Annotated in this window: 19 protein-coding genes and 1 other RNA gene; 9 read left to right on the forward strand and 11 right to left on the reverse strand. The window is 60.5% G+C overall.

The window, feature by feature from the left end:
* Positions 1 to 139: 139 nt before the first annotated feature.
* Complete coding sequence (locus LOY68_RS09755) at positions 140 to 1,306, forward strand: putative zinc-binding metallopeptidase (protein ID WP_265044292.1); 1,167 nt, start codon at positions 140 to 142, stop codon at positions 1,304 to 1,306.
* Positions 1,307 to 1,462: 156 nt separating this feature from the next.
* An RNA gene (gene ffs, locus LOY68_RS09760) (signal recognition particle sRNA small type) lies at positions 1,463 to 1,559 on the forward strand.
* Between the two features lie 183 nt (positions 1,560 to 1,742).
* Here ffs and LOY68_RS09765 read toward each other — a convergent pair.
* Together LOY68_RS09765 and LOY68_RS09770 are read right to left on the reverse strand one after the other, a co-directional pair.
* Positions 1,743 to 2,651 carry a DUF2167 domain-containing protein gene (locus LOY68_RS09765; protein ID WP_163909213.1) on the reverse strand — a complete coding sequence of 303 codons (909 nt, stop codon included), beginning with the start codon at positions 2,649 to 2,651 and terminating at the stop codon, positions 1,743 to 1,745.
* Positions 2,652 to 2,796: 145 nt separating this feature from the next.
* Positions 2,797 to 3,111 carry a helix-turn-helix domain-containing protein gene (locus LOY68_RS09770; protein ID WP_054054050.1) on the reverse strand — a complete coding sequence of 105 codons (315 nt, stop codon included), beginning with the start codon at positions 3,109 to 3,111 and terminating at the stop codon, positions 2,797 to 2,799.
* 416 nt (positions 3,112 to 3,527) lie between these two features.
* Here LOY68_RS09770 and LOY68_RS09775 point away from each other — a divergent pair, with 416 nt between their 5' ends.
* Positions 3,528 to 5,228, forward strand: a complete 1,701-nt coding sequence (locus LOY68_RS09775) for a putative bifunctional diguanylate cyclase/phosphodiesterase (RefSeq protein WP_054054052.1) — start codon at positions 3,528 to 3,530, stop codon at positions 5,226 to 5,228.
* Between the two features lie 130 nt (positions 5,229 to 5,358).
* Here the strand turns inward: LOY68_RS09775 and LOY68_RS09780 are convergent, their stop codons facing one another.
* The gene (locus LOY68_RS09780) at positions 5,359 to 6,108 is read right to left on the reverse strand and encodes a substrate-binding periplasmic protein (protein ID WP_265044293.1); all 750 of its coding nucleotides are present in this window, start codon (positions 6,106 to 6,108) and stop codon (positions 5,359 to 5,361) included.
* Positions 6,109 to 6,251: 143 nt separating this feature from the next.
* Between LOY68_RS09780 and dnaX the strand changes: the two genes are divergently transcribed.
* The 5 genes from dnaX (at position 6,252) to LOY68_RS09805 (ending at position 12,054) form a co-directional block, all read left to right on the forward strand.
* Positions 6,252 to 8,333: a DNA polymerase III subunit gamma/tau gene (dnaX, locus tag LOY68_RS09785; RefSeq protein ID WP_265044294.1), complete on the forward strand. Its 2,082-nt coding sequence runs from the start codon at positions 6,252 to 6,254 to the stop codon at positions 8,331 to 8,333.
* A 66-nt stretch (positions 8,334 to 8,399) separates the two neighbouring features.
* Positions 8,400 to 8,738 carry a YbaB/EbfC family nucleoid-associated protein gene (locus LOY68_RS09790; protein ID WP_054054057.1) on the forward strand — a complete coding sequence of 113 codons (339 nt, stop codon included), beginning with the start codon at positions 8,400 to 8,402 and terminating at the stop codon, positions 8,736 to 8,738.
* A gap of 264 nt (positions 8,739 to 9,002) precedes the next feature.
* Positions 9,003 to 10,037 (forward strand): NADP-dependent oxidoreductase, encoded by a 1,035-nt coding sequence (locus LOY68_RS09795; RefSeq protein ID WP_163909217.1) that lies wholly within the window; start codon positions 9,003 to 9,005, stop codon positions 10,035 to 10,037.
* Between the two features lie 65 nt (positions 10,038 to 10,102).
* Positions 10,103 to 10,705 (forward strand): recombination mediator RecR, encoded by a 603-nt coding sequence (recR, locus tag LOY68_RS09800; protein ID WP_163909218.1) that lies wholly within the window; start codon positions 10,103 to 10,105, stop codon positions 10,703 to 10,705.
* Positions 10,706 to 10,905: 200 nt separating this feature from the next.
* Complete coding sequence (locus LOY68_RS09805) at positions 10,906 to 12,054, forward strand: acyl-CoA dehydrogenase family protein (RefSeq protein WP_265044295.1); 1,149 nt, start codon at positions 10,906 to 10,908, stop codon at positions 12,052 to 12,054.
* Positions 12,055 to 12,164: 110 nt separating this feature from the next.
* On the opposite strand, the gene LOY68_RS09810 is transcribed toward LOY68_RS09805, so the two are convergent.
* Together LOY68_RS09810 and fnr are read right to left on the reverse strand one after the other, a co-directional pair.
* Complete coding sequence (locus LOY68_RS09810) at positions 12,165 to 12,713, reverse strand: adenine phosphoribosyltransferase (protein WP_054054065.1); 549 nt, start codon at positions 12,711 to 12,713, stop codon at positions 12,165 to 12,167.
* A gap of 80 nt (positions 12,714 to 12,793) precedes the next feature.
* Positions 12,794 to 13,525 (reverse strand): fumarate/nitrate reduction transcriptional regulator Fnr, encoded by a 732-nt coding sequence (fnr, locus tag LOY68_RS09815; RefSeq protein ID WP_054615628.1) that lies wholly within the window; start codon positions 13,523 to 13,525, stop codon positions 12,794 to 12,796.
* 155 nt (positions 13,526 to 13,680) lie between these two features.
* Between fnr and LOY68_RS09820 the strand changes: the two genes are divergently transcribed.
* Complete coding sequence (locus tag LOY68_RS09820; RefSeq protein ID WP_265044296.1) at positions 13,681 to 14,163, forward strand: hypothetical protein; 483 nt, start codon at positions 13,681 to 13,683, stop codon at positions 14,161 to 14,163.
* On the opposite strand, the gene hemN is transcribed toward LOY68_RS09820, so the two are convergent.
* From hemN to ccoG, 6 genes are all read right to left on the reverse strand, one after another.
* Positions 14,160 to 15,542 (reverse strand): oxygen-independent coproporphyrinogen III oxidase, encoded by a 1,383-nt coding sequence (gene hemN / locus LOY68_RS09825; RefSeq protein WP_163909220.1) that lies wholly within the window; start codon positions 15,540 to 15,542, stop codon positions 14,160 to 14,162. The genes LOY68_RS09820 and hemN overlap by 4 nt on opposite strands.
* A gap of 259 nt (positions 15,543 to 15,801) precedes the next feature.
* A complete protein-coding gene (locus tag LOY68_RS09830; protein ID WP_054615626.1) occupies positions 15,802 to 16,485 on the reverse strand; it encodes a sulfite exporter TauE/SafE family protein in 684 nt (227 codons plus the stop codon).
* Complete coding sequence (gene ccoS / locus LOY68_RS09835; RefSeq protein WP_047531427.1) at positions 16,478 to 16,696, reverse strand: cbb3-type cytochrome oxidase assembly protein CcoS; 219 nt, start codon at positions 16,694 to 16,696, stop codon at positions 16,478 to 16,480. The genes LOY68_RS09830 and ccoS overlap by 8 nt, the downstream gene beginning before the upstream one ends.
* A gap of 24 nt (positions 16,697 to 16,720) precedes the next feature.
* Complete coding sequence (locus LOY68_RS09840) at positions 16,721 to 19,171, reverse strand: heavy metal translocating P-type ATPase (RefSeq protein WP_163909221.1); 2,451 nt, start codon at positions 19,169 to 19,171, stop codon at positions 16,721 to 16,723.
* 158 nt (positions 19,172 to 19,329) lie between these two features.
* Positions 19,330 to 19,872, reverse strand: a complete 543-nt coding sequence (locus LOY68_RS09845; protein ID WP_163909222.1) for a FixH family protein — start codon at positions 19,870 to 19,872, stop codon at positions 19,330 to 19,332.
* An 11-nt stretch (positions 19,873 to 19,883) separates the two neighbouring features.
* The gene (gene ccoG / locus LOY68_RS09850) at positions 19,884 to 21,299 is read right to left on the reverse strand and encodes a cytochrome c oxidase accessory protein CcoG (RefSeq protein ID WP_163909223.1); all 1,416 of its coding nucleotides are present in this window, start codon (positions 21,297 to 21,299) and stop codon (positions 19,884 to 19,886) included.
* Between the last annotated feature and the right edge of the window lie 436 nt (positions 21,300 to 21,735).

Consider the following 21,735-nt stretch of genomic DNA (forward strand, 5'->3'; position numbering starts at 1 on the left):
CATTGAAGGGCGTACCTCCCCCTGTAGGAGCTGACGAGTGAAACGAGGCTGCGATCTTTTGATTTTACCCACACAAAAAACGGGAACGATCACGAGTCTGAAATGATCTAGTCTTGGCACCCCTCAGGGAGAGTTCGCCATGTACCGTTTCTTCGAACAGCTCAGTTCCCGCATCGCCGCGCCCTTTATCGGCGAGAGTTCGCGCAACAGCAAGGTCTGGCAGTGCCGCTGCGGCCAGTCACTGTTCTTTCGCAACAGTCAGTGCCTGGCCTGTTCGGCGGCGCTGGGCTATCAGCCGGAACAGAGTCGCTTGTCATCCCTGCAACCCGGCCCGCAAACGGACACCTGGCTGCTCGACGCCGATCCCGAGGCCGGCGTGTTCCGTCGCTGCGCCAATCTGGATTCCCCGGCCGCCTGCAACTGGCTGCTGCCGGCCAACGACCATGACGCGTTATGCATCGCGTGTAGTCTGAATCACACCATCCCTGATCTATCGATTCCCGAAAACCCTGAACGCTGGCGCAAGGTCGAAACGGCCAAGCGGCGTCTGGTTGCGCAACTGGTCAGCCTCGGTTTGCAGGTGATCCCGAAAACCGTGGACGAGGAAACCGGCCTGGCCTTCGATTTCATCGGCGTCGATCTGGAAGGCAAGCCGCCCACCACTGGTCACGCCAATGGCCTGATCACCCTCGATATCAAGGAAGCCGACGACGCCCACCGTGAACAGATCCGGGTGCAGATGCACGAACCGTATCGCACGTTGCTTGGGCATTTTCGTCATGAGGTCGGGCATTACTACTGGGATCGATTGATCGCCAACAGCCACTGGCTGGAACCGTTCCGTGGTCTGTTCGGCGATGAGCGCGCCAGCTACGCCGAATCCCTTGAACGCCACTACCAGCAAGGTGCGCCGCTGGACTGGCAGCAACAGTACGTCAGCGCCTACGCGACGATGCACCCATGGGAAGACTGGGCCGAAACCTGGGCGCACTACCTGCACATGATGGACGCGGTGGACACCGCCCTGGGCTTTGGCATGAGCGCCCGGGAAATGGATTTCGATTACCAGCCATTCCCGTCCAGCACGCTCTACGATCCGCAGCATCCCGGCGGCGCGGCGTTCCTGTCGTTCGTCAATGCGTGGATCGAACTGGCCGGCATGCTCAACGAGTTGTCGCGCAGCATGGGCCAGCCGGATTTCTATCCGTTCGTGCTGCCACCAGCGGTGATCGCCAAGCTGCACTTTATCCACCTGGTGATCCAGCAGGAGGGCGGCAGGGCGGATGAGGTGTTGGCGCAGCAATAGGAACGATGCAGCCAGCTGCTACGAGGCGGGTTTTCGGGCGCGGCGCATGTCCTTGACCTGATTCATATTTTTAATCTGGATCGAACGGTTGTAACTTCGACTCAGATAGGTACAATGGCGCCGTTCGCCGTGAGGTGAACGTCGTTATGGTGACTCCATCGGTCCCCCCGCAACGATTACCCGTGAACCTGGTCAGATCCGGAAGGAAGCAGCCACAGCGGGAACATTGTGTGCCGGGGTGTGGCTGGTGGGGTTGCCTCCATAACGCCAAGTCCTTAGTTTCGAGGCTTGCGCGCGCAACATCCTTCGATATGCTTCGTTTTAAAATCCCTAAGTTTATTTTGTCTGCTGCGTTGTCCTGCGGCGGTTTTGTTGTGCCTGCCGTTTGCAAATCCTGCGCTGCCAGGATTATCTGGCAGCGCAGAAGGACAAGCCCTTAAGCCTTTTTACGGCTGAACAGTTTGCGCAAGAAGCCTGCGATGACCACCAGCCCGACGATCAGGAACTTCTTCGCTGCCAGCAGGAAGATGCCGATCTTGGCAAACAACCCGGCCTTCGCCGCCAGGCCGCCACCCACCAATGCCGCCAGACCATAAGACGCCAGTTTGTCGGTGGCTGGGCTGTAGTCGGTATAGAGGTTGCCGTCGGTGAAGTTGGTGAAGGCGATGACTTTCGGCAGTTCTTTCTTGACCATCGGCAGGTCCGCCATCGCGGCAACCGCGTTCAGCTCCAGTACGCCCTTACGGCCCAGTACCCGAATGCTGTAGTTCAGGGTGCTGTCTTCGGCATCGTCGGATTTCAGTTCCCGTGCCCAATACATTTTGTGGCTGGCGCCGTCGTAATGCGGTTGCTCAGCCCAGCCCAGCAGGTGCAGGCCGGCATAGCCTTGTTTCTGGCGTTCCTTATTGTCTTCCTCGTCCTCCTCCTGCATTTGCTTGAGCAGGTCGGCGTAGTCGATTTTTGCCGCATCCTCGTCGGAAACGTGCCCGTCTTCGCTGTAGCTGACGATCACGCCCCAGCCGCTGGCGGTCAGCGGGTTCACGCCGGTCGGGATGATCATGCCCAGCGTCTCGGTGCCCGGTGGGTTGCCCCAGCCTTCGGTCAGCAACCGCTCGGTGTCTTTGGGATTGAGGTAATAAAACTCGTCGTTGAGCTTCATCGTCGCAATGCCGGAGGGCAGGGTGATGGTGCCGTGCTGTTTCTTCAGGGAGGCCAGAAACTGCTCGGGCGTTTGCTCGACTTGGGCAGCTTCAACGGTTTCTGGCGGGGGCGTGGTGGCGGCTTGTGCGGGGTTATGCAGTGCGCACAGCAATGCGGCCATCAAGAACGGACGGAGGCGTTTCATCGTATTCCCTTACATTTTGAATTAATTTCACGCAAGGATATCGGATGGCCATTACCGGTGCACGTTCTTCGAGACGGTTGTTGGCGCCCGAATAAACAAAAGGCAGATCGGTCGAGTCGACAGATCTGCCTTTTTATTACTGGCACTAAGGCTTGGACAAGGCCTGGTCAACCGCAGCGATCAGCTTTCCCAGATCCTTTGAGGTGGCTTTGTGTATGACGCTGAACAGGTACGCCCGCTGTTCGTCTTCATCGCCCATATCTGCGAAAAACGCTTTCAGCTTCACGCCCAGCACATCGGCAAGCAGGAACAATGCTTCCACGCTGGGGGTATAGGTGCCGGTTTCGAAGCGGCTGATGGTTTTGGGGTCAAAACCGGTTTTTTCGCCGAGTTCAGCCTGAGTAAGCCCCGCGACCTTGCGATAGCGTCGTATGGCTGGACCCAAACTTGAAATTTGCATCGCTCAATTCCCATTTAGAATCAAGAACTTAACGATAGATTTTTGCATTAGACAACTGCATGATCCATCACCTTGCTTTGCAAAATGTGATGCATTTCGTAGAATCGCCGCTCAAAGGGGGCATTTGGTGACCTGCTTTCAGAAGTTAAGGCGACATGGAGCTGCCAGCGTTGCGTTCCATTGCCGGGTGTGTGGGGTCGTTGCGAGTGGCCTGATGCCTTGCAAAATGGTGTCTGGATCGCCGTTTCCAATTTCGCCGAGGCTTGTGAGCCTAGTTGATCTTCGGCTGTCCCGGGGCCATCAAATGCTGTCATGGAGTAAGCACGTGTCTCTGCGCAGACCGTTTCAAAACATCTCTTCCGGGCATTGTGTGCTGGTCGAGCGGTACCACCGCTAGCGACAGGCGAGCCTGACTCATGGATGAGAAATACCGCAGGGCCGTGGACGCCGCCGCCATTTTTTCCGAAACGGATCTGAGCGGCCGGATCACCTACGTCAATGATCAGTTCTGCGCCATCTCCGGCTACAGCCGCGAGGAACTGATCGGGCAAAACCATCGCCTGCTGAATTCCGGCCTGCACTCCGCCGATTTCTTCGCCACCCTGTGGCGCACCATTGCCTTGGGTGAGATCTGGAAGGGCGAAATCTGTAACCGCGCCAAGGATGGCAGCCTGTATTGGGTCGAAAGCACCATGGTGCCGGTGCTCAACGACACCACCGGGCGGGTTGACCGCTACTTGTCGATTCGCTTCGACATCAGCGAAAAACGTCAATTGCTGCATTCCCTGCAATGGCGGGTCGGACATGATGTGTTGACCGGCCTGCCCAATCGCGCGTTCCTTTCGGATTTGCTGGATCAGGCGCTGGAGTTCTCCCGCCAGGAAAACATTCCGCTGGCGGTGTGCATGCTCGACCTCGATGGCTTCAAGGCCGTCAACGACGGCTACGGGCATGCCAGCGGCGATCTATTGCTGGTGGAAGTGGCCAAGCGTTTACGCACGATTGTGCGCGGCGAAGATGTGGTGGCGCGGCTGGCCGGCGACGAGTTTGTGCTGGTGTTGCGTTACGTGCGGGACATGCCGGAACTGCGCGCGGCGCTGAATCGGGTGCTGGGGGCGATCTCGGCGCCGTATTCGCTGCATGGCAAGGACGTCAATGTGTTCGCCAGCATTGGCGTGACCTTGTTTCCGTACGACAACGAAGATGCCGAAACCCTGTTGCGCCACGCCGATCAGGCGATGTACGTGGCCAAGCAGCGCGGACGTAACCGTTTTCATCTGTTCGATGTGTCCCGCGATCAGGAGGTTAAAGCCACGCACCAGACCGTCGAGCGGGTTCGTCAGGCCTTGGTGGGCGGCGAGTTGCGCCTGCATTTCCAGCCCAAGGTCAACATGCGTCGCGGCGAGGTGGTCGGTTTCGAGGCGTTGTTGCGTTGGGAGCATCCGCAAAACGGCCTGGTTCTACCGCGCGAGTTTCTGCCGTTGGTGGAGGAAACGGATCTGATCATCGACATCGGTGAATGGGTGATGGATCAGGTCTTGTCACAGTTGCACCACTGGCAGCAGGCGGGGCAGGGCTGGCCGATCAGTATTAATATCGCGGCGCGACATTTTCAGCGGGCGGATTTCGTTGAACGGCTCAGGCAGGTGCTTGCTCGACATAATCAAGTCGCGCCGCAACTGCTGGACCTGGAAATCGTCGAGTCGGTGGCCGTCGAAAACATCCAGCATGTCAGTGCCTGTTTGCAGGCCTGCCAGGCGCTGGGGGTGCAGTTTTCGCTAGGGGATTTCGGCACGGGTTATTCGTCGCTGAGCTACCTCAAGCGCCTGCGCACGCAAACGATCAAGATCGATAAATCCTTTGTACGCGACATTCTTCACGACCGCGACGATCTGGCCCTGACCACTGCCGTGATCGGCCTCGCCCGGGCGTTTGGCCGGCAGGTGATCGCCGAAGGATTGGAGAGTATCGAGCATGGTCGATTGTTGCTGGAACTCGGCTGCGAAGTGGCCCAGGGTTATTTCATTGCCAAACCGATGCCGCCCGCCGAGGTGCCTGCTTGGGTTGCGGGGTTTGTTGCGCCGGTGGAATGGCAAGTGCTGGATCAGGTTGGCTGACATTTTGTAATCACCAGAAATCCCCTGTGGGAGCGAGCCTGCTCGCGAAGGCGGTATAGCATTCAACATTTATGTTGTCTGACACTCTGCATTCGCGAGCAGGCTCGCTCCCACAGGATTTCGGTGCTGATCAGGGCGTATGCGGTTCCGCGCCCGTATAGAGCCCAATAATGTCATCAATCTCCCCGGACATTTTCATCCGCAGCAACGTGCGCAAAATCCGCTGCACCGGCACCTTCGGGTCGTTGCGCACGTAGCAGCCAACATTCTGCTCCTGCAACACCGCCACCGCCTGCAACTGTCGGCCCGGCATCAGGCGCTGGTTGAACCAGTCCAGGGTCCACTGATTAGTGACTGCGTAGCGATAGCGCCCGAACAGGAGTTTATCCAGCACCTGTTCCTGATTGCGCGCGTCTTCGCGTTGTAACTGGCCGTTATCGAACAGCGGTTGCAGCGTTGGGTAGATATAGCCGAGCACCGTGCCGATGGATTCATGTTTCAGGCTGGCCGGGACAATCGACGCGGGCGAGCCTTGCCGGGTAACCAGCAGGTCGCGTTGCAGAAACAGTGGAATGCTCCAGATGTAATCCCCGGATTGGTTCGGCAGCCACGACTGCGCCGCATAGCAGCGCACATCGACTTCGCCGTGTTCCATGGCACCCTGCACCCGCGCGCGGGGAAGCACATGAAATTCGGCCGGCACCCCGACCTGGGTGGCGAGGCTGAGCATGATGTCGTAAAGGATGCCCTGGGTCGGCCGGCCGCGATCCAGTTGCACCATCGGCATGGCCCAGCTGTCGGCCATGACGAAGCGCACAGGCGCGTCGGCGGCTGCGACGTTCAGACTTATCCACAACAGTGCCCCCACGGCCAACCGCATAAACGCTCCGGTACTGATGAACCCCGAGCCGAAAATAGCCCCCAAACTGCAGCTTAGTCAGATTAGACGAGCACACCGGATGCAATTTCGGGCCTGCTCCGCTAGCATTAGCCGCTTCTGTTCCTTAGTTGCGACGGTTTTCGATGAGTTATCAGGTTCTTGCACGTAAATGGCGTCCGCGCTCGTTCCGCGAAATGGTCGGCCAGACCCATGTGCTCAAGGCTCTGATCAATGCCTTGGACAGCCAGCGGCTGCATCACGCCTACCTGTTTACCGGGACCCGTGGCGTTGGCAAGACCACCATCGCACGAATCATCGCCAAATGCCTGAACTGTGAAACAGGTATCACTTCAACGCCTTGCGGCGAGTGCTCGGTGTGCCGCGAGATCGATGAAGGGCGCTTTGTCGACCTGATCGAGATCGACGCCGCGAGCCGGACCAAGGTCGAAGATACCCGCGAACTGCTCGACAACGTGCAGTACGCCCCGAGCCGTGGGCGCTTCAAGGTCTACCTGATCGACGAAGTGCACATGCTCTCCAGCCATTCCTTCAATGCGCTGTTGAAAACCCTCGAAGAGCCGCCGCCCTACGTCAAGTTCATCCTGGCGACCACCGATCCGCAGAAACTTCCGGCAACGATTCTTTCCCGATGCCTGCAGTTCTCCCTGAAGAACATGACGCCGGAACGTGTGGTCGAGCATTTGACCCACGTACTGGGTGTCGAGCAGGTGCCGTTCGAAGACGATGCACTGTGGTTGCTCGGTCGCGCCGCCGACGGTTCGATGCGTGACGCCATGAGCCTCACCGACCAGGCCATCGCCTTCGGTGAAGGCAAGGTCATGGCCGCTGACGTGCGCGCCATGCTCGGCACGCTGGATCATGGCCAGGTGTTTGATGTCCTGCATTCGCTGATCGAGGGCGACGCCAAGGCGTTGCTCGAAGCCGTCCGTCATCTGGCCGAACAAGGCCCGGACTGGAACGGCGTGCTCTCGGAAATTCTCAACGTGTTGCACCGTGTCGCCATCGCCCAGGCCTTGCCTGAAGGCGTCGACAACGGTCACGGCGACCGTGATCGGGTGCTGGCACTGGCCCAGGCGTTGCCGGCCGAAGACGTGCAGTTTTATTACCAGATGGGCCTGATCGGGCGCCGCGATTTGCCGCTGGCACCCGACCCGCGCGGTGGTTTCGAAATGGTCCTGCTGCGCATGCTGGCGTTCCGGCCGGCGGATACGGCAGATGCCCCGAGGCAGCCGCTAAAGCCAGTGGGGATCAGCCAGGCCACAGTTGATTCCGCAAATTCAGTGGCTACCGCGCCTAAAGTCGCGCCGGTAGCCCCTGCGGCAGTTGCCCCGATTGTGCCTGCACCGGTTGTTGCGCCGGTCCCTGAGCCCGAGCCTGAACCTGAACCGGTTGCGCCAGTGGTCGCGCCAGAGCCTGTGGTGGAAGCGGTGGCGGTCGAAGCCGTTGTCGATCTGCCGTGGAATGACCCGGTTGAACCCGAAGTCGTTCAGCAGCCCGTGGTCGAGCCCGTACTGGAAACCGCCAGCGAACAACCCGAATTGCCACCGATGCCGATGCCCACGCCTGACAGCGTGGTGCCGGACGCGCCGGAATGGGCCGCTGCGCCAATTCCCGAGCCGTCCGTGGCCGAAGTCGACGCCGCCACGCCGGGTATCGATCTGGATGACGAGCCGCCGCTGGACGAGGATTACATCGAGCCGGACATCGACTCGGCCTACAGCTACCTTGACGAACTGGCCAGCGAGCATACCGCCGAGCCGACGCCTGAGCCTGAGCCAGAACCGGCCGCGATGCCGGCCACCGGTCTGGCGCTGCAATGGCTGGAGCTGTTCCCGAAACTGCCGATTTCCGGCATGACCGGCAGCATCGCCGCCAACTGCACGCTGATCGCGGTCGATGGCGACAATTGGCTGTTGCACCTGGACCCGGCCCACAGCGCCTTGTTCAACGCGACCCAGCAACGTCGTCTCAACGATGCGTTGAACCAGTTCCACGGGCGTACGCTGAACCTGAGCATGGAGCTGATCAAGCCCGAGCAGGAAACCCCGGCCCAGGCTGCGTCCCGCCGTCGTGTGAACCGTCAGCGCGAGGCCGAGGAGTCGATCCACGGTGATCCGTTAATCCAGCAGATGATGGAGCAGTTCGGCGCAGTGATCCGTAACGATACTATTGAACCTGTCGAAGCCCTGGTCAGTCAGGGCTAATAACTGAAGGCGTTCGGCGACCGTCGCCGGACACTGTTTTTATCCAAGTACTTTGAGGTGATTACCATGATGAAAGGTGGCATGGCCGGCCTGATGAAGCAGGCGCAGCAGATGCAGGAAAAAATGGCCAAGATGCAGGAAGAACTGGCCAACGCCGAAGTCACCGGTAAGGCCGGCGGCGATATGGTCACCGTGGTAATGACCGGTCGTCACGACGTCAAGCGCGTGACCATCGACCCAAGCCTGGTGGAAGGCCTGAGCGAAGACGACAAAGAGATGCTGGAGGCCGTATTCGCCGCCGCCGTCAACGATGCCGTGCGCAAGATCGAAGCCAACAGCCAGGACAAAATGGGCAGCGTAACCGCTGGCATGCAACTGCCGCCGGGTATGAAAATGCCATTCTGATTCGCCAAGGCGCGTCGGATGGGCTACAAAAAAATGCCAGGCATTGCGCCTGGCATTTTTGTTTCTGGTGGTTGGGGATAGGGTGACAGGGAGGCCGCCTTCGCGGGCAAGCCTCGCTCCTACAAGGACAGTGAAAATCCTGTAGGAGCGAGGCTTGCCCGCGAAGAAGTCGGCGCGATCTACCCGAATAAACATCGAACGCCATACCGCCACGAAGGTCTGCTCCCTATACCGCTGAATTCACCGATCAAAGGAGACGCTCACATGCCACAAGCATTGACCCTCAACCAACGTATCGTCCTGGTGTCCCGCCCGGTGGGCGCGCCGACCCCGGAGAATTTCCGCCTGGAGCGCATCGCGCTGCCGGATCTGGCCGACGGCCAAGTGTTGCTCAAGACCCTTTACCTGTCCCTCGATCCCTACATGCGCGGGCGCATGAGTGACGCGCCGTCCTACGCCGCGCCGGTAGAAATCGACGAGGTGATGACCGGTGGCGCCGTCAGTCGCGTCGAGCGTTCGCTGAATCCGAAGTTTCACGAAGGTGATTTGGTAGTTGGCGCCACGGGCTGGCAGAGCCACAGCATCAGCGATGGCCGCAACATCATTCCGATCCCGTCCGGGCTGCCGAGCCCGTCGATGGCGTTGGGTGTGCTCGGCATGCCGGGTATGACGGCCTATATGGGCCTGATGGACATCGGCCAACCCAAGTCCGGCGAAACCCTGGTGGTTGCCGCCGCGTCGGGTGCCGTGGGTTCGGTGGTCGGCCAGGTAGCCAAGATCAAAGGCCTGCGGGTGGTCGGCGTGGCGGGTGGTGCCGAGAAGTGCCGCTACGTAGTCGAGGAGCTCGGCTTCGACGCCTGCATCGACCACAAGAGCCCGGACTTTGCCAATGATCTGGCGCTGGCCTGCCCCAAAGGCGTCGACATCTATTATGAGAACGTCGGCGGCAAGGTCTTCGACGCGATCATCCCGTTGCTCAACCCAAAGGCGCGGATTCCGCTGTGTGGCCTGATTGCCGGCTACAACGCCTATGAAGCGCCGAGCGGGCCGGATCGCCTGCCGCAATTGCAGCGCACCTTGCTGACCAAGCGCGTACGCATCCAGGGCTTTATCGTGTTCGATGACTACGGTGATCGTCAGCCGGAATTCGTCAGCGCCATGGCACCGTGGGTGCGCGACGGCAAGGTCAAGTTCCGTGAAGACATCGTCGATGGCCTGGAGCAGGCGCCCGAGGCGTTCATCGGTCTGCTGGAAGGACGCAACTTCGGCAAACTGGTGGTGCGGGTCGCCCAGGACTGAGTATTTGACGCTGGCCAGAGGCGCGGGTATAAACCGCGTCTCGTTGTTTTGTCGGACTTTTCCCCATGAGCTTCAGCCCTCTGATTCGCCAACTGATCGATGCCCTGCGAACGTTGCCGGGCGTGGGCCAGAAAACCGCCCAGCGCATGGCGTTGCAACTGCTCGAGCGCGATCGCAGCGGCGGCTCGCGCCTGGCCCTGGCCCTGAGCCAGGCGATGGAAGGGGTCGGTCACTGCCGCTTGTGCCGCACGCTGACCGAAGACGACCTCTGCCCGCAATGTGCCGACACCCGGCGTGACGACACCTTGCTGTGCGTGGTGGAAGGTCCGATGGACGTCTACGCGGTAGAGCAGACCGGATTCCGGGGTCGCTACTTCGTGCTCAAGGGCCATTTGTCGCCACTCGACGGCCTCGGGCCAGAGGCTATCGGCATTCCGCAATTGCTCGCCCGGATCGAAGAAGCCGGCACGTTTACCGAAGTTATCCTGGCGACCAACCCGACCGTGGAAGGTGAAGCCACCGCGCATTACATCGCCCAGTTGCTGAGCAACAAAGGCCTGGTTGCTTCGCGGATCGCCCATGGCGTGCCGTTGGGTGGCGAATTGGAACTGGTGGATGGCGGGACGTTGGCGCATTCGTTTGCGGGGCGTAAGCCGATCGCTTTGTAGTGCCTTAGCCGACGCCTTCGCGAGCAAGCCTCGCTCCTACAGGGTTCGCGTCGTTCCGCCTATTTGCGAATGCCACATGACCTGTAGGAGCGAGGCTTGCCCGCGAAGAATGCACCGCGGTCCACCTGATTAACACAATCCTGTTGAAAACCAAGCAAGCGCTCGGTTAACGTCGCGGAACCCTTCAGTGGAGTTCGCCGATGCCTGCCTTTCAGGAATACTTCGACCCCAGCCACCAATTGGTCCGCGACAGCGTCCGGCGTTTCGTCGAGCGCGAGATTCTGCCGGACATTGATCAGTGGGAAGAGTCTGAAAGCTTCCCCCGCGAGCTCTACCTCAAGGCTGGTGCCGCCGGCATCCTGGGGATCGGTTACCCCGAAGACCTGGGCGGCAGCCATGAAGCTGATCTGTTCGCTAAAGTCGCTGCCAGCGAAGAACTGATGCGTTGCGGCTCCGGTGGTTTGGTCGCGGGCCTCGGCTCCCTGGACATTGGCCTGCCGCCGATCCTCAAGTGGGCGCGGCCCGAAGTACGTGATCGGGTGGTGCCGCTAGTGTTGTCCGGCGAGAAAATCAGCGCCCTGGCCATCACCGAACCCAGCGGCGGTTCAGACGTGGCCAACCTGCAAACCCGCGCCGTGCGCGACGGCGACTTCTACCGGGTCAGCGGCAGCAAAACCTTTATCACCAGCGGCGTGCGTGCGGATTTCTACACCGTCGCGGTGCGTACTGGCGAGCCGGGTTTTGGCGGCATCAGCCTGTTGTTGATCGAGAAGGGCACCCTTGGCTTCACCGTCGGCCGGCAACTGAAGAAAATGGGTTGGTGGGCGTCGGACACCGCCGAATTATTCTTCGACAATTGCCTGGTGCCTGTAGGCAATCTGATCGGCGCCGAGAACATGGGCTTCGCCTGCATCATGGGCAACTTCCAGAGCGAACGCCTGGCCCTGGCGCTGATGGCCAATATGACCGCGCAGCTTGCTCTTGAAGAAAGCCTGAAATGGGCACGTCAGCGCGAGGCCTTCGGTAAACCGATCGGCAAGTTTCAGGTGCTCAAGCACCGCCTCGCCGAAATGGCCACGGCACTGGAAGTGTCACGGGAATTCACCTACCGCCAGGCGGCGAAAATGGCGGCGGGGCAGAGCGTGATCAAGGAGATTTCCATGGCCAAGAATTTTGCGACTGACACGGCGGATCGCATCACCACGGATGCGGTGCAGATTCTGGGGGGGTTGGGCTATATGCGCGAGAGTCTGGTGGAGCGGCTGTATCGGGATAACCGGATTCTGTCGATTGGCGGCGGGACGCGGGAAGTGATGAACGAGATTATCAGCAAGCAGATGGGTCTGTGATTTTGTGGTGTAGCGGCTGACGTCTTCGCGGGCGAGCCTCGCTCCTACAGGACTTGCGCTGTCCTTGTAGGAGCGAGGCTTGCCCGCGAAGGCGTCCTTACAAACGCCGCTTACTTTTCCGACAACGCAAACTGCGTCAGGCAGAAGGTGGGAATCCCCATATCTTCCAGCCGTTGCGACCCAAGCAGCTCCGGCAAGTCAATGATCGCCGCCGCTTCATGTACCCGCGCACCCATGCGTCGAATCAGGTTCGCCGCCGCGATCAGCGTGCCGCCGGTGGCAATCAGGTCATCGAACATCACCACCGAATCGCCCTCGCACAGGCTGTCGGCATGCACTTCCAGGAAGGCTTCGCCGTATTCGGTCGCGTAGCCTTCGGCCAGCACGTCCGCCGGCAGTTTGCCTTGCTTGCGGAACAGCACCAGCGGCTTGTTCAGCTGATACGCCAACACCGAGCCGATCAGGAAGCCACGGGCGTCCATCGCGCCGATGTGGGTAAAGTCGGCCTCAACGTAGCGGTGGGCGAAGGTGTCCATCACCAGGCGCAGGGCGGTCGGCGATTGGAACAGCGGAGTGATGTCGCGGAAGATCACGCCCGGCTTGGGGAAGTCGATCACGGGGCGGATCAGGGATTTGATGTCGAAGGAGTCGAAGACCATCGTCGAGTTGTCCTGGCAGGGCTGCAAACGTCGCAGTATAACGGCGGCTGAACCGTTTCGCTCAGCCGCAATTGCACTAGTCAGTCGAGAGAACCGCCAGCCAGGGCGCAGAGCTGGATCGGGTCGAGGATATGAATTTCCTTGCCCTCGGCGGCGATCAGTTCGTTTTGCTGGAAGCGCGTGAACACCCGGGATACGGTTTCTACCGCCAGGCCGAGATAGTTGCCGATTTCGTTGCGCGACATGCTCAGGCGGAACTGGTTGGCCGAGAAGCCGCGTGCGCGGAAGCGTGCGGACAGGTTGACCAGGAACGTCGCGATGCGCTCGTCGGCGGTCTTCTTCGACAGCAGCAACATCATTTGTTGATCGTCGCGAATTTCGCGGCTCATCACCCGCATCAACTGACGACGCAGTTGCGGCAGCTGAATGGACAGTTCGTCGAGACGTTCGAAAGGAATTTCGCAGACCGATGTAGTCTCCAGCGCTTGCGCCGAGACCGGGTGCTTTTCAGTGTCCATGCCCGACAGGCCGACCAGCTCGCTCGGCAAATGGAAACCGGTGAGCTGTTCTTCGCCGCCATCGCTGAGGCTGAAGGTCTTCAGGGCGCCGGAGCGTACTGCATAAACGGAATCGAACGTGTCGCCCTGGCGGAACAGGAACTCGCCTTTTTTCAGCGGGCGACCACGTTTGACGATTTCGTCCAGCGCATCCATGTCTTCCAGATTCAGAGAAAGTGGCAGGCAGAGGGGGGCCAGGCTGCAATCCTTGCAATGGGCCTGGCTGTGAGCGCGCAGTTTAACTGGCTCGGACATTTCTTTAATCCTTGTGGGAAAACACACATAAGCCGTAAGGGTAACTCACGGGAGGACATTCAGGCCAGCGCACGGCAATTTTGCCGCAGGCGTGTAAAGCCACGGCTCGGATGGCCGATAACCTGTCAACTGATCGCCTGCAAGGAACCGCATTCATGTCCGCCATTGGCACGTTGAACCCCGGTAGCAGCGGCTTATCGTCGTTGCTCGACACCTCCAGACCTCCTGCGGTCAATGACTCGGATGTCACGGCGCAGAGTGTCGACACCCCGACTAAAGTCGAAGGCATCAAGGTGTCGCTGTCCGGTGCCGGCATTGAAAAAGCCGCCGAGGCCAAGGGTGAAAACAGCGACATCGAGCAAAGCGGTTTGCCGGACAACATTCAGCAGATCCTGAAGATGATTCGTAAATTGCAGCAGCAGATCGCCGAAAAACTCGCCGAAATGCAGGCAGTGATGAAAGATAAACGGCTGAGCCCCGAAGAAAGAAAAGCCAAGCTCGGTGCCTTGCAAGCGTTTATCAACAACCTCAACGGAGGTTTGATCGTCGCCAACAACGCGCTCAGTAAAGCGATGAAGCAAGCAGGCCTGACGCCGGAGCAAGTCCTCAAGGCGGCGTCGCTGGCCATGAAGTCCTAAATCACCCGCGAGAAGCGCTGACGATTCTGCTGTTCCAGGTACGCATCGAACACCATGCACACCGAGCGCACCAGCAAGCGTCCGGCCGGTAGAACGGTGATCCGCTCGCTGTCCAGTTCGATCAGGCCGTCCTTGGCCATCGCCTGCAATTGCGGCCAGAGTTCGGCGAAGTAGCCACGGAAATCGATGTTGAAGGCCTGTTCGATCCCGGTGAATTCCAGGCTGAAATGGCAGATCAACTGCTGAATCACTGCTCGTCGCAAGCGGTCGTCGGCGTTGCACAGCAGGCCACGATTAGTCGCCAGTTGCGCCGAAGCCAGGGTGTTTTGGTACAGGTTCAAATCACTGGTGTTCTGGCAGTACAGGTCGCCGATCTGGCTGATCGCCGACACCCCAAGCCCAATCAAATCGCAATGCCCGTGAGTGGTGTAGCCCTGGAAGTTGCGTTGCAGGGTCGATTCTTCCTGGGCAATCGCCAGTTCATCGTCGGGCAGGGCGAAGTGGTCCATGCCGATGTAGCGGTAACCAGCCTTGGTCAGTTGTTCGATGGTGCCCTGGAGCATCTCCAGTTTCTGCGCCGGGGTTGGCAGTTCGGCAGTGTTGATCCGCCGCTGCGGCATGAAGCGCTCCGGCAGGTGCGCGTAGTTGAATACCGAGAGACGGTCCGGTTGCAGGGCGATGACTTCATCCACCGTGCGGGCGAAGTTTTCGGGCGTCTGGCGCGGCAAACCGTAGATCAGGTCGATGTTGATCGAACGAAACTGCAAGGTCCGCGCGGCGTCGATCACCGCGCGGGTTTCTTCCAGGCTTTGCAGGCGATTGACCGCGCGTTGCACCGCCGGGTCGAGGTCTTGCAGGCCGATACTGACCCGGTTGAAACCCAGCTCCCGCAGCAGACCCATGGTTGACCAGTCGGCTTCACGTGGGTCGATTTCGATGCCGTAGTCGCCGGAATCGTCGTCCAGCAGATTGAAATGCTTGCGCAACTGAGCCATCAACTGGCGCAGTTCGTCGTGGCTGAGAAAGGTCGGGGTGCCGCCGCCGAAATGCAGTTGCTCGACTTTCTGCGCAGGGTCCAGGTGACAGGCGATCAGCTGGATCTCCTGCTCCAGGCGCTGCAAGTAGGGGAGTGCGCGACCGCGGTCCTTGGTGATGACTTTGTTGCAGGCGCAGTAGTAGCAAATGTTCGCGCAGAAAGGCACGTGCACATACAGCGACAGCGGCCGCAGCGCTTTGCGGCTGTCGCGCAGGGCATGGAACAGGTCGAACGTGCCGACCTGGCTGGTGAATTGAACGGCGGTCGGGTACGAGGTATAGCGCGGCCCCGACAGGTCGTAACGGCGAATCAGATCGGTGTCCCAACGAATGGCGTCGAGCATGCGGGCATTCCCCCGGATAGGCTTGCAGTGGCTGCGAGTCTATGGGGTGCGGCGTTGGGGCATCTTGATTTGCATCAACGGTGTCATTGCCAACCATCGCCCTGTAGCAGCTGCCGAGCCTGCGAGGCTGCGTTCGGCGGCGAAGCCGTCGTAAACCCTGAGTACCAGATCATCCTGATACACCGCACTGCCTGATTTCACGACGGCTTCGCCGCCGAACGCAGCCTCGCAGGCTCGGCAGCTGCTACAGGGCTGCGATCTAATGTCCCATGAGCCAATGCTGATGCGGCCCCGGCAATGTCCAGATCCCGAACAGAATCACCAGCAACCCGCCACTCATCCGCACACTGCGCTTGCGCAACAACGCCGTGACGCGCTCGGCCGCCAGTCCTGTCGCGAGCAACACCGGCCAGGTCCCCAACCCGAATGCCAACATCAACAACCCACTATCAAGCGCATTACCCTGGCTCGCCGCCCACAGCAACGTGCTGTAAACCAGCCCGCACGGCAACCAGCCCCAGAGCGCGCCCAGCAACAAGGCGCGAGGCAGGCTCGACACCGGCAGCAGTTTGTTGGCAATCGGCTGGATATGCCGCCACAGGCCGCGACCGAGGCTTTCGATGCGGGTCAGTCCGCTCCACCAGCCGGCCAGGTACAGGCCCATGCTGATCAGCAGCAACCCGGCGATGACGCGCATGAACATCGCCGCCGGGCTGTTGGCCACCGCCCAGCCAGCCAGGCCGATCAGCAGGCCGGCAGTGGCGTAGCTGAGAATTCGCCCGAGGTTGTAGGCCAGCAGCAAGCGGAAGCGACGGCTGCGTTGTTCCTTGGGAATCGCCAGCGTCAGCGCGCCCATCAAGCCGCCGCACATGCCCAGGCAATGCCCGCCGCCGAGCAGGCCGAGGATCACCGCAGACACCAGCAGTGGCGCCAGTTCAAGCATGGGGTGGGGCCTTGTCGTCCGGTTTGGCCGGATGGCCGCTAGCCTCATCGACCGCCGCGGTGTGGTTCGGGTCCTGGTCGTCGAACAGAATGCTGTGGGCCGGGCCGTCGAGGTCGTCGTACTGACCGCTGTCGACCGCCCAGAAGAAGATGTAGACGGCGATGGCCACGATCAGCAGCGCCGCCGGGATCATCACGTATAGAGCTGGCATGGGAAGGCTCCATGCCCGCGCGGCTCAGGCCGGCAGCGGGCGGGTTTCTGGCGTGGCGCTGGCCTTGGGCGTGCTCGGCATCCGAGTCAGGCGCAGGGCATTGAGCACCACGGTCAACGAACTGATCGACATGCCGACCGCGGCCCACACCGGAGTGATCCAGCCGAGGGCGGCGAACGGCAACATGAGCCCATTGTACAGCCCGGCCCACAGCAGGTTCTCGATGATTACCCGCCGGGTGCGCCGCGCCAGGCTGAAGGCTTGCACCAGGGCGTCGAGGCGGTTGGACAGCAGCACCGCATCGGCGCTGGTTTTCGCCAGGTCGGTGGCCGAACCCATGGCCACGCTGATATCGGCGGCGGCCAGCACTGGCACATCGTTGACCCCGTCACCAAGCATCAACACCTTGCGACCTTCCTTGTGCAGCTGTTGCAGCACTTGCAACTTGTCATCGGGACGCAAGCCGCCACGGGCCTCGTCGATACCCAATTCAGCGGCGACGCTGGCGACCATCGGCGAGCTGTCGCCGGACAGCAACAACGTGCGCCAGCCGCGCGCCTTGCACGCAGCGAGCAGGGCCGGGGCGTCGGCGCGCAAACGGTCATCGAGGACAAACCACGCCAGCGGCCCGAAGCTGTCACCGAGCAGCAGCCATTGCCCGGCTTCATCCGGCATCAACGGCACGCTGGCGCCACTGAGTTCGCAGACAAAGCCCGGCTGGCCGATGCGCAGGCGTTGCTCACCGACCAAGCCTTCAAGGCCAAGCCCCGGCGTGCTGAGGACTTCTTCGGCGGCTAACGGGGCGCGGCCAAATGCCCGAGCGATCGGGTGTTCGGAACGGTTTTCCAAGGCTGCCGCGAGGCTCAGGCACTCATCGCTGCCGAGTGAGCCGAGCGGGCGAATCGAACGCAGCGCCAGCCGACCTTCAGTCAGCGTGCCGGTCTTGTCGAAAATCACCGTGTCGATCTGATTCAGGCCTTCCAGCACATGACCACGGGTCAGCAACAAGCCGAGTTTGTGCAGCGTGCCGGTGGCGGCGGTCAGCGCGGTCGGCGTGGCCAGCGACAAGGCGCACGGGCAAGTCGCCACCAGCATGGCCAGCACGATCCAGAACGCTCGTGAGGAATCCAGCTCCCACCACAACAGTCCGATGGCGGCGGCAGCAATCAGCGACAGCAGCAGGAACCATTGGGCGGCGCGGTCGGCGATTTCCGCCAGGCGCGGTTTTTCGGCTTGGGCGCGGTCGAGCAGGCGAACAATCGCGGAAAGTCGCGTGTCATGACCCAAGGCCAATACTTCCACGGTCAACGCGCCTTCAACGTTCAAAGTCCCGGCGGTGACCGCATCGCCCAAGGTACGCGGTTGCGGCAGGTATTCGCCGGTGAGCAGGGATTCGTCGATGCTCGACTGGCCGTCGAGGATCTTGCCGTCAGCCGGAAGGACTGCACCGGGATGCACCAGCACGTGATCGCCGACGCGCAATTCGCTGAGCAGGATTCGCTCGCTCTGGCCGTCTGCACTCAGACGCAGGCAAGAAGCAGGCAGCAGATTGACGAGTTGCGCGGTGGCCGCGGCGGTACGTTCTCGGGCGCGACGCTCCAGATATCGTCCGGCCAGCAGGAACAGCGCGAACATGCCGACCGCATCGAAATACAGCTCGCCGACTCCGGTGATCGAGGTCCAGATCCCGGCCAGATACGCGCTGCCAATCGCCAGCGACACCGAAACGTCCATGGTCAGGTGGCGGGTGCGCAGGTCGCGCATCGCGCCTTTGAAGAACGGCGCGCAGCTGTAGAACACGATGGGCGTGGTCAGGAACAAGGCGACCCAGCGCAGGATGGTGTGCAGTTCCGGGCTGAGGTCGATATTGAATTCCGGCCAGGTGGCCATGGTCGCCATCATCGCCTGGAACCACAGCAGCCCGGCGACGCCGAGTTGGCGCAGGGCCAGACGGTTTTCGCTGGCCAGTTGTTCGCTGGCGCGGTCGGCCTGATAAGGGTGGGCGACGTAACCGATGTGGCGCAGTTCGCCGAGCACCTGGCTCAGCGGCAATTGGGCGTCGGCCCAGCGCACGTGCAGGCGATGGTTGGACAGGTTCAGCCGCGCCTCGGCCACTGCCGGCAAGCTGCGCAGGTGTTTCTCGATCAGCCAGCCGCAGGCGGCGCAACTGATGCCTTCCATCAACAGTGTGGTTTCAGCGAGTTCGCCTTCGTGACGAACGAAGGGTTGCTGGACGTCGGCGCGGTCGTACAGCGCCAGTTCATCCACCAGTTGCACGGGAAGGGATTCGGGGTTGGCCGAGGCTTCGCTGCGATGCTGGTAATAACTTTCCAGACCTCCGGCCACGATGGCTTCAGCCACGGCCTGGCAGCCCGGGCAGCAGAGCTCGCGGGTTTCACCGAGGACGACGGCGGTGAAGCGGCTGCCGGCCGGGACGGGCAGGGCGCAGTGGTAGCACGGGGTTGGGGTGGTCATGATGTGGATCTATGTCTTCCGGGATGGCCTCATCCCCGTAGGAGCTGTCGAGTGAAACGAGGCTGCGATCTCTTGATGTTGTTTTTCAAAAGCAAGATCAAGAGATCGCAGCCTCGTTTCACTCGACAGCTCCTACAGGTTTACAGGTTTTGCAGGATTTACGGTCTCTTCAGGTCTTCCGCACCTTGCAGCGGCTCATCGCCCAACAGCAGGTCTTTATCGTGGCTGACCTGTTCTTCTTCGAACATGCGCCAGGTCTTGTCGTCCTGCACGCCCAGCAATTCGACAAACCGACGGCCTTCGACCTGGTCGCTCATCTGGCCAATGTAGCGGCCCTGTTCGGTTTCACTGCGGGTCAGGGTGATCTTGCGATCCTTCTCCGGCTGGGTCGGCGAGATCAGGTTCAGCTCGACAGTCTTGGGCTGGCTGTTGCCGCTCAGGCGCAGGTCGACTTCACCGGTCAGCTCATCCAGATGCACATTGGCGCGCAGTTGCAGAGTCTGGGCCAGCAACTCACGGTCCAGCGAACGGTTGATGCCTTTGCCCGCCTCGTAGTAGTTGTCGTTGACCAGGTTGTCCGGGTTGTTCACGGCGATGGTCACCATGGACAGGGTCAGGGTCACCGAGCAGGCCAGAATCCCGATGATGATCCACGGCCAAAGATGCTTGTACCAAGGGCTTGCGGCAGTTGCTGCGGGCATGATCACTTCTCTCAACGAATTTGTGGGCCGATGAATCGGCTCTTGGCTTCAACGTGGACGCTGTCGTCATCGGCATCCTTGAGGGTGAATTTCACCTCATTGGTGCTCGATGGCAATTGCTCCGGCGCGCTGGACAGCTCCACCGGCTGGCTGAAAATTTCCCCGGCGGCGACTTTGATCTCGCGCTTGCCTTGCAGCTTGAGGTCCGGCAGGCCGCTGGCTTCCAGCAGGTAGGTGTGGTCGCGCTGGTCCTTGTTCATGATCTTCAGGCTGTAGACGTTTTCGATCCGGCCTTCGGCGTTCTCGCGGTACAGCACGCGGTCCTTGCTGACGTCGAAGCCCACCAGCGAGCGCATGAAGAACGCGGTCACCAGCAAGCCGATCATGGTCAGCAGCACTACCGCATAGCCAATCAGGCGCGGGCGCAGTTTATGGGTTTTCTGCCCGGACAGGTTGTGCTCGGTGGTGTAGCTGATCAGGCCGCGCGGGTACTCCATCTTGTCCATGATGCTGTCGCAGGCATCGATGCACGCGGCGCAACCGATGCACTCGATTTGCAAGCCGTCGCGGATGTCGATACCGGTCGGGCAGACCTGGACGCACATGGTGCAGTCGATGCAATCGCCCAGGCCCTGGGCCTTGTAGTCCACGCCTTTTTTGCGCGGGCCACGGGATTCGCCACGGCGCGGGTCGTAGGAGACGATCAGGGTGTCCTTGTCGAACATCACGCTCTGGAAGCGCGCGTACGGGCACATGTAGATGCACACCTGCTCGCGCAACCAGCCGGCATTGCCGTAGGTGGCGAGGGTGAAGAAACCGACCCAGAAGTACGACCAGCCATCCGCCTCGCCGGTGAAGAAATCGATGGTCAACTCGCGGATCGGCGAGAAGTACCCGACGAAGGTCATGCCGGTGACAAAACCGATCAACAGCCACATCGAGTGTTTGCTGAATTTGCGCAGGAATTTATTGGCGCTCATCGGCGCCTTGTCGAGCTTGATGCGCTGGTTGCGGTCGCCTTCGGTGACCTTCTCGCACCACATGAAAATCCAGGTCCAGACGCTTTGCGGGCAGGTATAACCGCACCACACGCGCCCGGCGTACACCGTAATGAAGAACAGGCCGAAGGCGCTGATGATCAGCAGCCCCGAGAGCAGGATGAAATCCTGAGGCCAGAAGGTCGCGCCAAAAATGAAGAATTTACGTTCCGGCAGGTTCCACCAGACGGCCTGGTGGCCACCCCAGTTCAGCCACACCGTACCGAAATACAGCAGGAACAAACCGGCCCCGCCCATCATCCGCAGGTTGCGAAACAAACCGGTGAAGGCGCGGGTGTAGATCTTTTCTCGAGAGGCGTAGAGATCGACGCTGTTGTTCGCGTTCTTGGCAGGCGGGGTAACGTCGTGTACCGGAATCTGATTGCTCATCATTGCATCCCACGGCAGTGGAAAAATGCCTCGGTCAGTACGTGCCGACCGCGGTCAAAAAGAGGTGTTGCAGTGGCGCAATGATACGCCTGTCGCTCTAGCTCAAGGGTGCGACCTTTGGTCGCGTTGGGAGAAAAGCCTGGATGGTGTAGCAGATGTAACAAAGCATGATCCAGATCAATTGACTATAGACGATCCACGATGTGCTTCGAGAGAAGCGCGTTGGCGCTGCACGGTGCGAAGGAGCGGTCTCGTTCAAGGGTGGCGACCACCACCCAGGCCGCCCGTGCAGTGTCCAGGCTCCAGCGCCGCAACTAAAGGATTGCTTGAAGTGGATGGGATAGCTGATTCCAGAACAGGACAGGTCATTTCTTCTTTGGTGATTACCTGTGAATGCATCTCTCTCCTTGATAGCTTTACTTTGGAAGTTGCGGAC

Source organism: Pseudomonas sp. B21-053, from assembly GCF_026016365.1.
GTDB lineage: Bacteria > Pseudomonadota > Gammaproteobacteria > Pseudomonadales > Pseudomonadaceae > Aquipseudomonas > Aquipseudomonas nunensis.